This is a genomic window from Clostridium paraputrificum AGR2156, assembly GCF_000424025.1.
In the GTDB taxonomy this organism is placed as follows: Bacteria; Bacillota; Clostridia; order Clostridiales; family Clostridiaceae; genus Clostridium; species Clostridium paraputrificum.
Window position 1 is genome coordinate 155,851 of sequence record NZ_AUJC01000001.1, and the last position, 13,840, is coordinate 169,690.

The 13,840-nt window shown below is 29.7% G+C and carries 10 protein-coding genes; 3 read left to right on the forward strand and 7 right to left on the reverse strand.

Annotated elements, in window-relative coordinates; genetic code table 11:
• Positions 1-10: 10 nt before the first annotated feature.
• Both G594_RS0100715 and G594_RS0100720 read right to left on the reverse strand, forming a co-directional pair.
• Positions 11-514 carry a hypothetical protein gene (locus tag G594_RS0100715; protein ID WP_027096794.1) on the reverse strand — a complete coding sequence of 168 codons (504 nt, stop codon included), beginning with the start codon at positions 512-514 and terminating at the stop codon, positions 11-13.
• Between the two features lie 131 nt (positions 515-645).
• Positions 646-1,911 carry a PQQ-dependent sugar dehydrogenase family protein gene (locus G594_RS0100720; RefSeq protein WP_027096795.1) on the reverse strand — a complete coding sequence of 422 codons (1,266 nt, stop codon included), beginning with the start codon at positions 1,909-1,911 and terminating at the stop codon, positions 646-648.
• Positions 1,912-2,036: 125 nt separating this feature from the next.
• Here G594_RS0100720 and G594_RS0100725 point away from each other — a divergent pair, with 125 nt between their 5' ends.
• The 3 genes from G594_RS0100725 to G594_RS0100735 all read left to right on the forward strand — a co-directional run bounded on the left by G594_RS0100725 (position 2,037) and on the right by G594_RS0100735 (position 5,841).
• Positions 2,037-3,152 (forward strand): aminopeptidase, encoded by a 1,116-nt coding sequence (locus G594_RS0100725; RefSeq protein ID WP_027096796.1) that lies wholly within the window; start codon positions 2,037-2,039, stop codon positions 3,150-3,152.
• Positions 3,153-3,635: 483 nt separating this feature from the next.
• Positions 3,636-5,135, forward strand: a complete 1,500-nt coding sequence (gene spoVB, locus G594_RS0100730) for a stage V sporulation protein B (RefSeq protein WP_027096797.1) — start codon at positions 3,636-3,638, stop codon at positions 5,133-5,135.
• A 247-nt stretch (positions 5,136-5,382) separates the two neighbouring features.
• Positions 5,383-5,841 carry a pyridoxamine 5'-phosphate oxidase family protein gene (locus G594_RS0100735; RefSeq protein WP_034865790.1) on the forward strand — a complete coding sequence of 153 codons (459 nt, stop codon included), beginning with the start codon at positions 5,383-5,385 and terminating at the stop codon, positions 5,839-5,841.
• Positions 5,842-5,892: 51 nt separating this feature from the next.
• Here the strand turns inward: G594_RS0100735 and G594_RS0100740 are convergent, their stop codons facing one another.
• The 5 genes from G594_RS0100740 to G594_RS0100760 all read right to left on the reverse strand — a co-directional run bounded on the left by G594_RS0100740 (position 5,893) and on the right by G594_RS0100760 (position 13,839).
• The gene (locus tag G594_RS0100740) at positions 5,893-7,506 is read right to left on the reverse strand and encodes a putative polysaccharide biosynthesis protein (protein ID WP_027096799.1); all 1,614 of its coding nucleotides are present in this window, start codon (positions 7,504-7,506) and stop codon (positions 5,893-5,895) included.
• 10 nt (positions 7,507-7,516) lie between these two features.
• Positions 7,517-8,485, reverse strand: coding sequence for an RluA family pseudouridine synthase (locus G594_RS0100745; protein ID WP_027096800.1), 969 nt, complete (start codon positions 8,483-8,485; stop codon positions 7,517-7,519).
• Positions 8,486-8,549: 64 nt separating this feature from the next.
• Positions 8,550-9,734 carry a M20 metallopeptidase family protein gene (locus G594_RS0100750; RefSeq protein ID WP_027096801.1) on the reverse strand — a complete coding sequence of 395 codons (1,185 nt, stop codon included), beginning with the start codon at positions 9,732-9,734 and terminating at the stop codon, positions 8,550-8,552.
• Positions 9,735-9,755: 21 nt separating this feature from the next.
• Positions 9,756-11,723, reverse strand: a complete 1,968-nt coding sequence (locus G594_RS0100755) for a cell division protein FtsA (RefSeq protein WP_027096802.1) — start codon at positions 11,721-11,723, stop codon at positions 9,756-9,758.
• 115 nt (positions 11,724-11,838) lie between these two features.
• Positions 11,839-13,839, reverse strand: coding sequence for an ATP-dependent helicase (locus G594_RS0100760; RefSeq protein WP_034865792.1), 2,001 nt, complete (start codon positions 13,837-13,839; stop codon positions 11,839-11,841).
• Position 13,840: the final 1 nt, after the last annotated feature.

The following is a 13,840-nucleotide window of genomic DNA, read 5'->3' on the forward strand; positions in this document are numbered from 1 at the left end:
CCTCCTAAAGTTAATCAATTATTTTCTTTGCTTTAATAAAGAAAATATCTTCCCAAACTTTAGTTTCTTCTATTTTGCAATATTTTTCAAGGATTTTTTTAACTTCCTCGAAAGAACATGTTAATAAAGGATTATAATTTTTAAATTCTATTTCTTTTACTTTTTCATTTGGAAGAATAACCTTAACTTTATTATCTATTATTTTTCCTCTTTCCTTATTAATATCCCATACATATATATCTCCATCCTTATTTAAATATTGAGATATCTCTTTTATTATTCTCTCCTTTTTTCTGCTTCCCCACACTTTATTTAAATTAAAAAAAAATGTGCAAGCTCCATATTTCCTATGCTTTAACAAATTCTTATTCTCTCCATCTACATAATCTACAGATATTTCATCATCTATCTCTTTTGAAATGTTATATATTATTCCTGTTATGTCTCCAGCAACATCTAATATATCTCCTTCAATAACTATATCTTTCATATTTATAACCAATGTTTTTCCCATAAAATCACCTCTCAAAATTATATTACCATAATTTTACATAATGTAAAACTAATATAACTCCAATTGTTTCTTTTTTACAAACTAACAAATAAAGGAACCAAAGCAGTAGCTAGGTCCCCTTATCAATTACTTTATTCCTTTTTTTTACTCATTTTATACACAAATATCATTAATATTGCAAAAGCCAATAAAAATACAAATACCCATACTATAACAGGTAATGTAAATCCAAGGATACCTTCCTTAGCTTTTATATTATAAACGCACCCAATTCCACTATCTAAAATTAAAAATTCATTGCCATTAAAAATAATATCTTCCACGAAACTCTCATTACTTACCTTAAGAACTTTTTTATATACATTATTCTTATCTAAGGCTCCTATAACATTTTCACTCTTATCCCAAAATACCATTGTGTCCTTACCAAAAACTAACCCGTTTTTATCTATAGCTAACTCTTTCAAAGAATCAACTGAGGTATGTTGATAACTTGGTCCAAGAGGCGACTTCTTTGGATATGTTTTAAGTAATGGCTTTATTATTTCATCACCTTTAAATCTAGGAGAAGAGATATTATCCCCTCCACTAAAATCAGGGAATCCATACCATTCGTTCTTTTTTAGTTCATATATATAGTCCTTGTCCCTTTTTACAGGTCTTATTCCCTCATCCTTCATTCCACTAAAAATAGCCATAATATTATTTTCGGAATTAATATCAATACCAGATATTCCTCTAATTCCACAAGCATAAAGTTCTAATGACCCACTTTCTAATGAAATCTTATAAACAGTTCCATTACCTATAGGAGAACTTTTAATCCCCTCCCCCTGTTCAGATTTTATCCCATTACCTTTAAAAGCTCCTGTACCATCAATATTTATGCCATTTAAAGTTAACTCTATTGGAGTTCTATCAAAATTATCTCCCTCTGATATTCCAGAGTTAGTTACCGATCCTATTGTTATATATGATTCCTTATCAGTAATTAATAGTTTTCTATCTATTCCATTTCCTCCTAGAGGAATATTATCAATTAATACCTGTACAGTATTGTTACTTAACAAAAATTTATTTAATCTGCTATCAGAAATAAAATATAAAGCTCCATCCTTATAGGCTAAATCCTCAATCTTTAAGTTCTTATCCTTATAAATAAGCTTTTCCTTACCATCATTATCAATTTGTTTAATAGAATCATCAAATGCTATGTACATAATACCATTCTCATCTAAGGCTATAGCTCTAGAGTTTTCTACTCCTTTTGTTATTATAGTACAATCTATATCATCCTTAAGAATGTCCAAATTATATTTATCTGACACTTTATAAGTAATAAAAGCTAACGTAACTATAATTATAGACATCAAACAAAACTTAAGAAATTTCTTCATAACTATCCCCCTCAACATCCCTCTATAAATTTATATTTTTTTAACCCCAAAATATAACCCTATTATTGAAAATTATATTCTTAATGCTATACTAGAAGATAATCATTATTAAAGGAGGAAAATTTATGAAAGACCCACGATTTACTAAACTAGCCCACAACTTAATAAATTATTCCTGTAGGCTTAAAAAGGGAGAAAAAGTTTTAATAGAAGGTATAGGTGATTGCGAGGCATTAGTTAAAGAACTAGTTAAAGAAGCTTATAAAGCAAAAGCTATACCTCTAGTTACATTAAAAAATAAAGAAGTAGATAGAGAAATTTTAATGGGAGCTTCTAAAGAACAGTTAGAATTAATGGCTAAATATGAAGCTGCTAGAATGTCAGATATGGATGCTTACATAGGAATAAGAGCAGGACAAAACTCTGCTGAAACTTCAGATGTCCCATCAGAAAAACTTTCTTTATATAGTAAATATTTTGCTAACCCAGTTCATGGAGAAATTAGAGTTCCTAAAACTAGATGGGTTGTTTTAAGATACCCTAACTACTCAATGGCTCAAGCTGCAAATATGAGTACAGAAGCTTTTGAAGATTATTACTTTAATGTTTGTAACTTAGACTACTCAAAAATGTCTGAAGCTATGGATAAATTAGTAGCTTTAATGGATAGAACTGATAAAGTTAGATTAACAGCTGAAGGTACAGATTTAACTTTCTCAATAAAGGATATTCCTGCAATTAAATGTGCTGGAGAAGCTAACATTCCTGATGGTGAAGTTTATACAGCTCCTGTTAAGAACTCTGTTAATGGTACAATAACATATAACACTCCATCACTTAGAGAAGGATTTACATATGAAAATGTAAAACTTACTTTCAAAGATGGAAAGATTGTTGAAGCTACAGCTAATGATACTGAAAGAATCAACAAGGTGTTTAATATTGATGAAGGAGCAAGATATGTTGGTGAGTTTGCTATAGGTGTTAATCCTTACATACTAGAACCAATGAAAGATACTTTATTCGATGAAAAGATAACTGGTTCTATCCACTTTACACCAGGTGCTTCTTATGATGATGCCTTTAATGGAAATAAATCTGCTCTTCATTGGGATCTAGTTCTTATACAAAGACATGAATACGGTGGAGGAGAAATTTACTTTGATGATGTTTTAATAAGAAAAGATGGACTATTTGTAATAGACGAATTAAAATGTTTGAACCCAGAAAATCTTATATAAATAAAAGAGCTCTGCTTTTTGCAGGGCTTTTCATTTTAATCTATTGAATTTTACAACTCACAAACTAATATTCATATCTAGATATCCTAATTAGCCAATTCCCTTTCAAATAATGATATATTTATATATTGTTATATTTATATATTCTTATATTTTTTTGCCACAAAAGAATTTTTCTAAGATAAATTCTTTTAAAAGATATATAAATAATATTTTTTTTATTATTTATATTATCCAACACTATTAATTAATCATTGACACGAAAAGATTTTACCAACTCCTCAATCACATTCTGAATAACAAATAAAAAAACTCAATCACATTAACCAGCTCTCTTATCTTTATTAGCCTCCTATTTCTTTTTATCTTTTTTTATTCCTCTTACTCTTCTTATCTCTCTTATCCCCATTACTCCTACTCTTTTTGTTATATTTCTTCCCTTAACCGAATATGATTTATTGTAATCTAAAGGAGTGAATAGCTTTGGAGAAAGACAATTTTTTTAAGAACTCATTTTTACTTACAGCCTCAAATATCACCACTGGAATATTAGGATTCATATTTTCAATATACCTATCACATGTGTTAGGTCCTGAAGGAATGGGATTATATAACTTGGTAATGCCAATATATAATCTTTTTATTTGTATGATGTCAGCAGGAATATCTGCATCCATATCAAAAATCTCTGCTGTATATGCTGAGAAACAAGAAAATGGAAATCTAATAAAGACTATAAATACAGTTGCTGTATTCAATATCGTATGGGCAATAGTTATTGGAATTTTAGTATTTATATTTGCACCTTTTATAGGTAAATATGGCATAAATGATGTAAGAGCCATTGATGCAATTAGAGTTACTTGTCCAGCTATGATATTTATAGCATTATCTAACATTCTAAAGGGATATTTTTGGGGAACATCAAAAATCACAATGCCTGCAATAATAGACATATTTGAAAAAGCATTAAGAATTTTAACAGTAGCAATATTAATTTTTCTTTTCTCTGCAAAAGAACTTACAACTTTAGTAACTTTATGCTACGTTGCTCTGTGTTTAGGAGAACTACAAAGTTTAGTTCTACTTTATTTTTATTATAGGCAGTGTGCTAAGAAACTACCAAAGACTTATGAAAAAACAGAAAGAAGATCTCAATTACTGTTCAATGTACTTATAATTTGCTTACCACTAACCTTAAATGGATTCTTAAGTAATATATTTAATACATTATCAACCCTAGTTGTACCTAGGTGTCTAATTACAGCAGGTTTTGATCATACAGAAGCTCTTGCTATGATTGGAAAGTTCTCAGGTATGGCTATGATGATTATTGGAATCCCTTTGATTGTTGTAAGCTCCATAAACACATTACTTATACCAGACTTATCACAAACCCTTGTTAAAGGAAATTATTATGATGCAGCTGTAAGAATTAGAAAAGTAATAAAAATAGCATTTATACTAGGACTTGCTACCACAACTATATGCTGTCTAATTCCCAATTCATTAGGTGAACTTTTCTATCAAAGAGATGACCTTGGAAAATACATCTTATATGCTGGATTAACTGCTCCAGTATTTTTTACATCTACAACGATGTTCGGTATATTAAACGGCATAAATAAACAAGGAATAATTCTAAGGAATTCACTTATAGTAGCAGCATTAGAATTAGTAGGCTTATATGTATTTACATCCATCCCTAGTATAAATATTTATGGATATGTAATTACCTTATTCTTTACTTCTCTAGTAAGCTTAGTGATAAATCTTTATGAGGTTAAAAAACATATTGAATTAAAGTTATCCTTAGCTAATGTAATAATATTTACATTACTTGCAGTTTTAACATTTTTAGTTTTACGTACGATAATTAGAAAATTCTTTTTACCTCTAAATTTTGCGAATACTATATTTATAATAATTTTAACCTTTGTAATATTTGTATTCTGGGGAACATTTGGAGAGTTTGAAGAATAATGGACCAATAAAAAAGTGTAGTGGATATTTATCTTGTTTGTTCCGTGAAAAACTATAAGTTACAGAAAAACAAATATCCACTCCACTTATACTGAAGATAAATAAATTATATTTTTATAACTGATCTATGCTTTAAAATCCCCCTCCTACCAAACACTTTTTTTCAATACTTCATATATTTACCTAACAACCAAATTTGTGTAATATTATAGATATACTATATATTATGTGTATTTGGAGGGTTGTAATGAGAATTAACTATGAAAATGCTAAATCCGAAATAATCTCTACTCTTGAAAAAAATAGAAATTGGGTATTATCTACTTCCTATAAGGATAAAGTATCATCTAGAACTATGAGTATTATTAACAATGGCTTAGATATATATTTTCAAACTAATAAATGCTACTTAAAATATGATGAAATAAGCAATAATAACAATGTATCTCTTTGCTTTAATAATATTTCTATAGAAGGTATTGCTGAAGAAATCGGAGATTGGAAAGATCCTAAAAACACTGAATTAATGAATCTTTATAAATCAGTGCATCCTAGTTCTTTTGATGCCTACGGCTTATTGGACGGACAAGTTGTCTACAAGGTTATACCAACTAAAATTAAAGTTTGGAAGTACGTAGATGGAAAACCTCTAAGAGAATTTCTATATATTAAAGAAGGAATAGCCGAACAACTAGATTTTATGTAAAAATAAAAGAAACTGCCAAAAGCAGTTTCTTAAAAATATATTATTTCTATCTTATCTAAGTTTTCTTCTCATAAATCGTGGCATTATTCTTATTAACTTTGGTGATATAGTTTGTATATCACTCTTTCTAATTCCCCCCATTACTATCATTAGGTATAAATAAACAATTCCACCTATTGCAATAATTATTATTGTAATAGGAGCTGCTGTAACTCTAGATAAAGAGATAATCTCAAATACATAATTTAAAGGTAATTTTAATAAGTATATGACTCCTGCCATAACAATTGATGCTATCACTGGCTTTATTACTAACTTTGGAATGGATAACTTCATCCTCATAATCTTACAAAGTTTTTTATGGTTTAAAATTGCCGGAATTAAATGCCAAAATACATTACCTATTAAAACACCATAAATATTTATACCTGGAATACCAACAAAAATATAATTAACTATAATCTTCGTTACTATACCCGCCATAAATGTTCCTAGTATAAAATATAATTTATTTATACTTTGCATAATAACAGCTTGAATTTGTGTAGTTGTATATAAAATTAATATAAATGCTCCAATCATCATAAGCTTATGACCATCAGTTCTATTATATAAAGTAGCATATACTAACTCACTTAACATTGAAAGCCCAACTGCAGCTGGTATTGCTATTGAAAAAGCCATCTTAAATGCATATGCAATCTTTCTCTTTACTTCTCTTCTTTCATTAAGAACCATTGACCTTGCAATTGATGGTAAAGTAGTAGTTCCTATAGATGTAATGACTACCAATGGTACACTTAACAATGTTTTATACATACCTAGTTGTCCATATAATGTATCCGCCATTCTTCTATCAAATCCAGCAAATATTAACCTAGAATTTACATTTACCATATCTACTAGCCCACCGAAATTTTGCATTCCTGTACTTAATGTTATAGGGATAGAATACATTATAATTTTTCTTAGTATTTTCTTCTCACTAACTTTTCTTACGTTTGTAAGACTCTCTATCTCTTCTTCCTCTTTGCTATACTTTTTATCTAAACTGTAGATTAAATATAGCATAGCAAATAAAGCCCCTACAGATGTACCAACTTGTGCACCTGCATTTCCTGCAGCTAAAGATACTTGGACAAGAATATAAGCACATAATAAACTTAAAATTACATTTATAAGTTGTTCTATAACTTGAGATATTGCAATTTGAGTCATATGTCCTTTTCCTTGCATATATCCTCTATAAGCAGAAAGAATACAAGTTATTAAAACACATGGTCCTAAAGCCATTACACCATAGGCAGTATCCGGTATTCCAAATAAATTACATAGAGGAATAGCTAGAATCATCATTAAGATTCCAAGCCCTCCTCCTAGAATTATATAAAATTTCCTTGATATCCTTAAAGCTTTCTTTGCTCCCTCTTCATTTCCAAGAGCAGAAAGTTCAGATACAACCTTTGCTACTGCAGGTTGTGCTCCCATACAGGTGATTGCATAAATAAATAAAAATATTTCAGTAGTTCTTGAGTATATTCCAAACCCATCTACATCTAATATAGATACTAAAATTGGACTATAAAAAACCGATATAAACTTTGCCACCATCCCAGCAACGGAAAGTATAAAGACTCCCTTTGCTGCTGAATGCTCCTCTCCCATACCAATTCTCCTATCTTATAGAAAATTTAAACACATCACTTTTTATTTTCTTAAATATTGGAGGTAAAGCAGCTGCTATTGTTTTGTTCTTTAAATAAGATAACTTGCCTCCAACTTCTCTAAATATAAGCTTATATGCATAAAGGAACTGATAATTTAATCCAAACTTATTGTTAAAGAATGAGTTAAGTTCCTTATCCCCATATTTACTATCTCCTATAACTGGATTTCCTAAATGAGCTAAGTGTGCTCTAATTTGATGACTTCTTCCTGTTATAAGATCAATTTCTAATAGTGAGAAGGCCCCATTTGTTTGAACAGTTTTAACTTCCATAGATATTTCTTTAGAATTTGAAACTTGTTTATCAAATACTCTTGAAATATTGGCTTCTTCATTCTTTAATATGTACCCTTTATATACGCCATCCTTTAGCTTTCCTTTAACCAAAGTATAATAGTATTTCTTAACTTGACCTTCTCTAACTACTTCATTTAAAGTCTTTAAAGCTTCAAAGTTCTTACCAAAAATAACTACACCTGAAGTATTTCTATCTAATCTATTGCAAGATGCTGGTGTGAAAGTTATCTCTTCTTCTGGTCTATAGTCACCCTTTTCGTTTAGATACGAAAGTACATAATCTGTTAATGTAGCTTCACTTCCCTTACTATCTGGATGAACTAACACTCCTGGCCACTTTTCTACTATTAAAACATTTTCATCCTCATATACAACTTTCAATCCTGATGAATCAACTTGGATAAAGTTGGTTTTATTTTCCTTCTTACTTTGTATGTATCTAATTTCAACTTCATCACCTTCAAGTAATGAATATTTTTCCTTTTGTTTCTTTCCGTTTACTCTTATGTCACCTTTTCTAATTGCTTTAAAAATTGCACTTAAAGGAACATCCTTTAACAATTTTCTTAAAAATTTATCTAATCTTTGCCCTGCTTCATTAGATCCTATTTCAATTTTCAAATATAATCAACTCCTAGTCTTCGCTTTTGTTTACTATTCTCCATTCTAATAGAGTAATATTTATTTATATTCTTGTCAAATAATCGTATGCTATTCCACACTGCATTGCAACACCTAAGGGAATAGCATCCTCATCTATGTCGAATAAATTGGAATGTGCAGCTTTATCTGTCCCTTTTGTTCTATTTCCTGTACCTAAATAATAAAAAGCAGAAGTTCTTTCCATTGCAAAAAAAGCAAAGCTTTCTACCCCCATACTAGGATGCTTTTGTTCTACAACATTTTCTACACCTAGTAGCTCTTTTCCAACATATTTTACTCTCTCTACCATTGTAGCATTATTATATAGGCAAGGATATCCCTCTTCTATATAAATATCACACTCTCCCCTCATGCCTCTACAAATTCCCGTAACTAATTCTTTAAATCTTCTTACTACGTATTCTCTATCCTCTTTAGTTAAGGTTCTAATTATTCCTGTAATCTCCACTTCCTCTGGAATAACATTTTGAGCTGTTCCTCCATTAATGCTACCAACAGTTATTACACTTGGATTTACAGGAGCTATCTCCCTACTAACTATAGTTTGAAGTGCCATTACAACATTTGAGGCAATAACAATGGGGTCTATTGTTGTATGAGGTGCAGCGCCATGGCCCCCTCTTCCTTTTATCTTTATTTTATACGGATTTGATGCAGCATTTACCACACCACTTTTTATTCTAATTTTCCCATAATCTAAATCCTCAGTAACATGAAGCCCCACTATTGCATCTACTCTTGGATTCTCTAAAACGCCTTCCTTTATCATAAAAGGAGCTCCCCCAACAGTTTCTTCTGCTGGCTCAAAGAATAACTTTACACATCCGCCAAATAAGCGTTTATTCTTATTTAATATTCTTGCCACACCTAGGAGAATCGTTGTATGTGCATCATGCCCACAAGCATGCATTTTTCCTGGAACTTTAGAACTATAGCTACATACCTTTTTATCTTGTATTGGAAGAGCATCCATATCTGCTCTTAACCCTATAACTCTATTATTGTCCTTTTTTTCACCTTTTATAATTCCACATACCCCTGTTTTAGCTACTTCAACATATGGAATTCCTTCTTTAGTTAAAAACTCTTTTATTTTTTCTGAGGTTCTCTTTTCTTCAAAGCCCAATTCTGGATGTTCATGTAAATCTCTTCTTATTGTTATTAATTCATCCTTTATCCTATTTGCTTCCTCAAGAAAAGTAATCATTAAAGTCCTCCCTAAGAATTATTAACTCCAAAATACCTCTACTATATCACCATTATTCAATTTATCTGTATAAGATGCATCTTTTCCATTAATCTTTAGTGTAATATCACCAGTAACTTTAGTTATATCAATATCCATATGGTTAAATACATCTATAAACAAAGGTTTTTCTCCCCTTAAGATTACATCCTTATTATTAACCACAACTTTTATTCCCTCTTCTTTTTTCACTTCATTAGTAACTTCTTTGTTTTCTAACTTTTTAGAGTATATTCTATCTCCCTCTTGAATAAGAAAGTCATCTTCTAATAAAATACCTTCTTTAAATAATTCTATTTCTCTTTTCAATATGTAATTCTTAATATCTAACATTTTCGATGGAATATATACTAAAATTTCATCTCCATCCTTAATATGAGCTGATATCTTTTTCTCTTTACCATTTATAAGTACAACTGGTTCTAAGCTAACCAATTTATCATCTATGTATATATCAATAGAATTAATATTTTCTATAACTTCACTTACTTTAGGTGATGCATCCCTACCATTTTGAGCATAAGTGATTTTTACATTATCTCCTGCATTCACCTCTGATTCTATAGATGCCTTCTTTCTATTTATACTTATCTTTGGATTCTTTCCCATCTCTCCAAATGCTAATCTTCTTTTACCATTAAGATTGAACCTTATACTCTTACCATTCTTTCCTATGAGTAATGATGGGTTAATTCCTGCTTGAAGCAAAACATCCATTACAGTATGTTTATGAGAATTAAATAAACTTACTGGTGTACCATTTAAGTTTACATCTATAAAATCATGTCCCATTTTCTTAATAGCTGATAATGCTATTCCTAAAACTGTAACACCAGCAGATCCTAATTCATTATTTGACAAACATTCTATTACGCTTGTCCTATCCTTAATTGCTATTCTTTGGGTAGGTAGTCCTATGTGATTAGATATTTCTTCTATAAGACCTGGAGTGTGAGCTCCTCCACCTACTAAGAATAAAGCTGCTGGTGGCTTATTGCCATTAAGAGAAATTATCTCACTTGAAATAGCTGTTGCAATCTTTTCTACAGTTGGAGTAATAGATTTTATAATAGAGCTAGATTCTATAGTATTTTCTAGTCCTAATACATCTGTATATGTAACTTCATCCTGTAATGCCACACTTCTTTTTATATTTTCAGCTGAATTAAAATCAACTAAGCACTCTTGAGCTATTACTTCTGTAACCTCATCTCCTGCCATAGGCACCATTCCATAGGCACTTATACTTTCTTTTGAGCTTATAGCTATATCTGATGTTCCTGCCCCAATATCAACTAAAGCTATATTTAATAATCTTAAATTCTTAGGAACAGCAGCCTCAATTGCTGCAATTGGTTCTAGTGTTAAATTAGACACTTTCAAATTCACTTTATTCATAACAGTATATAATGAATCAATAACTGATCTAGGCAAGAAAGTTGCTATTACCTCTGCTCCAACTCTTTCCCCTTTATGCCCTAGTAGATTTGCTATTACATAGGAATTTAGATAATAATCTTTTACTGAATAACCTACACAATATAGCTTACTTTCAGTATTCTTTATTACTTCCTCTTCAGCCTTTTTAACAGCACTTAGTTCTACACTTCTTACTATTTCTTCATCTATTTCTTCGTCACCATTAAGCTCTATTTCACCCATTGCATTAACAGTTCTTAGAAATCTACCTGCTGCTGCAATCGATACTTCTTTTAACTGTATTCCTAATTCACGTTCTATATTTTCTTTAACATCCTTAACTACAGATGCAACTAAGTTTATATCGTGAATTTGTCCATCTACCATAGCTCTTTCTTCATGTTCTTTATACTTTTCATATAAAACTTCAAACTTCTTTTCTCTTACAACTCCAACGGTACCAATTATCGATCTAGTACCAATATCAAGAGAAAATATTATATCTTTAGGATTAAATACACCTTTATCCATATTAACCTCTTCCTAGCAAAACTATAATTAAAGGCTTATATCATGAGATATAAACCTACTTAAAATTATATATTAATACCAATATTTATTCAATATTTGATAAATTTCATCATATTTACTTAGATATTAATCCATTATCCAATAGAACCTTAGCAGAGAACTTTCTTTTCATTCCATCATGAAATAAAATCCCTACTTCATCACCATTAACATCCACTACTTTTCCTGCTCCAAAAGCCTTATGTGTAACTACTGAATCCTTAACTAGACCATGTGAAACCTTAACAATTTCCATAAAGCCTCCCTCTTCAATAAATCTAGAGACATCCCTAAACTTTCCTTTTCTCATCTTAGGTACAAAAAGAAACAAATTATCTATTGCTCTTGTTATTCCAACATAAAATAATCTTCGTTCTTCTTCTATATTTTCCTCTTTACTAGATGAATGTGGTATTGTGTCCTCATTACAGTTAATTAAGAATACATTTTTAAACTCCATTCCCTTTACACCATGAATAGTGCTTAATAAAACTCTGTCTTCTGTCTTATTTCTTTTACTTTCTTCTATCTTCTTTCCCACTTCATCTACATGCTCAAAAAATTCAAAGATAGTTTTAAATGATGAAGCTGACATTTTGAATTCTTCAACTATTTCCTCTAAATCTTCAATATTACCTCCAAATCTTTCTGTATATGTTTTAAGGTAATCTATATATCCCATATCCGTTACTATATATTGTATACCACTGCTTAATGATGACTTCTTTATATAATTAAAATCTCTTTTTAGTTCATCAAGCTTCTTTCTTTGAAATTGTGGAGTATCATCTTTTTCTATAAGTATATCAAAAGTATCTTTTTCATACTTATATTCCCTAATATAAGCTATACTAGTTTTACTCACATACCTAAAAGGTTTATTAATTATATTTATAAAAGCTTCTCTATCGTAAGGATTCACTGCTAAAGATAAATATGAAAGCAAGTCTTTACATATAAAATGGTTAAAGAAGTTATATTCTTTATCTAACAAAGTAAATGGTATCTTATTTCTTATAAATGAATCTATAACACTCATAGCCTCCATATTAGTTCTATAAAGAACTATATTTTCTTTATATCTATAGCTAGGATTATTATAGAAATCTCTAATCTTTTCAGAAATTTCATCTCCCTGTATTCTCTCATCATAAACTCCCTTACAAAGGATAATTCCATCCTTATCTTTATACCACTGTATGTCCTTTTTATTTCTTTCCTTATTAAAAGAAATAACCTTTTTTGAACTCTCTATTATATTTTTATTACTTCTATAATTTATATGTAAATAATATTTCTTTGCACTTTTAAAAGTTTTATCAAAAGAAACCATGTATTCAGGTTTTGAACCTCTAAAACTATAAATGCACTGATCCTCATCCCCAACAGCGAAAAGAGAATTCTCCTCCCCCTCTGTCATTAATTTCAAAAATTCTATTTGAAGATCATCACAATCTTGAAACTCATCTACAAGAATATATTTAAATACTCTTTTGTATCCTTCCCTTATTCTTTTATTATTTTTAAATAATTCTAAAACCTTAATAGTTAAGTCATCAAAATCCCAAAGATTATTTTCTTTCTTATATTTGTCATAGGCATCATAACATTCCATAAAAATATCTTTAGCTATAGATGGTTTAAAATCATCTATATTTTCACCTGATGTTTTAAATAACGATATGTTATTTACAGCCTCCTTAACCCTATCCTCATTAACTTCATCTGAATATTTTCTAAGAACACCTTCTATAATTTTATTGGTTATATATCCTTCTATAATATTTATATTAGCTCCTTCTCTTAGAAGAATTTTATAAAACAGCCCATGGAAGGTACCAAAAAAAGGAGAACTTTCTTTATGAAAAGTATTTATATATCTATTTTTCATATTCAGAGCTGCTGCTTTAGTAAAGGTTATAACAATGATATTTGATGTATATACTCCAACTTCATCAACTAAATATTTAATTCTATTTATAATAACAGTTGTTTTACCTGAACCTGGTGCTGCTACAACTAATACATTTCTTTCATTTGCCTTTACTGCTTTTAATTGATTCTTATCTAAATGCATA

Coding starts and splice junctions, on each gene's coding strand:
- G594_RS0100760 (WP_034865792.1), bottom strand. CDS start 13,839: ATGCATTTAGATAAGAATCAATTAAAAGCAGTAAAGGCAAATGAAAGA.
- G594_RS0100740 (WP_027096799.1), bottom strand. CDS start 7,506: ATGGGAGAGGAGCATTCAGCAGCAAAGGGAGTCTTTATACTTTCCGTT.
- G594_RS0100735 (WP_034865790.1), top strand. CDS start 5,383: ATGAGAATTAACTATGAAAATGCTAAATCCGAAATAATCTCTACTCTT.
- G594_RS0100725 (WP_027096796.1), top strand. CDS start 2,037: ATGAAAGACCCACGATTTACTAAACTAGCCCACAACTTAATAAATTAT.
- G594_RS0100720 (WP_027096795.1), bottom strand. CDS start 1,911: ATGAAGAAATTTCTTAAGTTTTGTTTGATGTCTATAATTATAGTTACG.
- G594_RS0100755 (WP_027096802.1), bottom strand. CDS start 11,723: ATGGATAAAGGTGTATTTAATCCTAAAGATATAATATTTTCTCTTGAT.
- G594_RS0100750 (WP_027096801.1), bottom strand. CDS start 9,734: ATGATTACTTTTCTTGAGGAAGCAAATAGGATAAAGGATGAATTAATA.
- G594_RS0100715 (WP_027096794.1), bottom strand. CDS start 514: ATGGGAAAAACATTGGTTATAAATATGAAAGATATAGTTATTGAAGGA.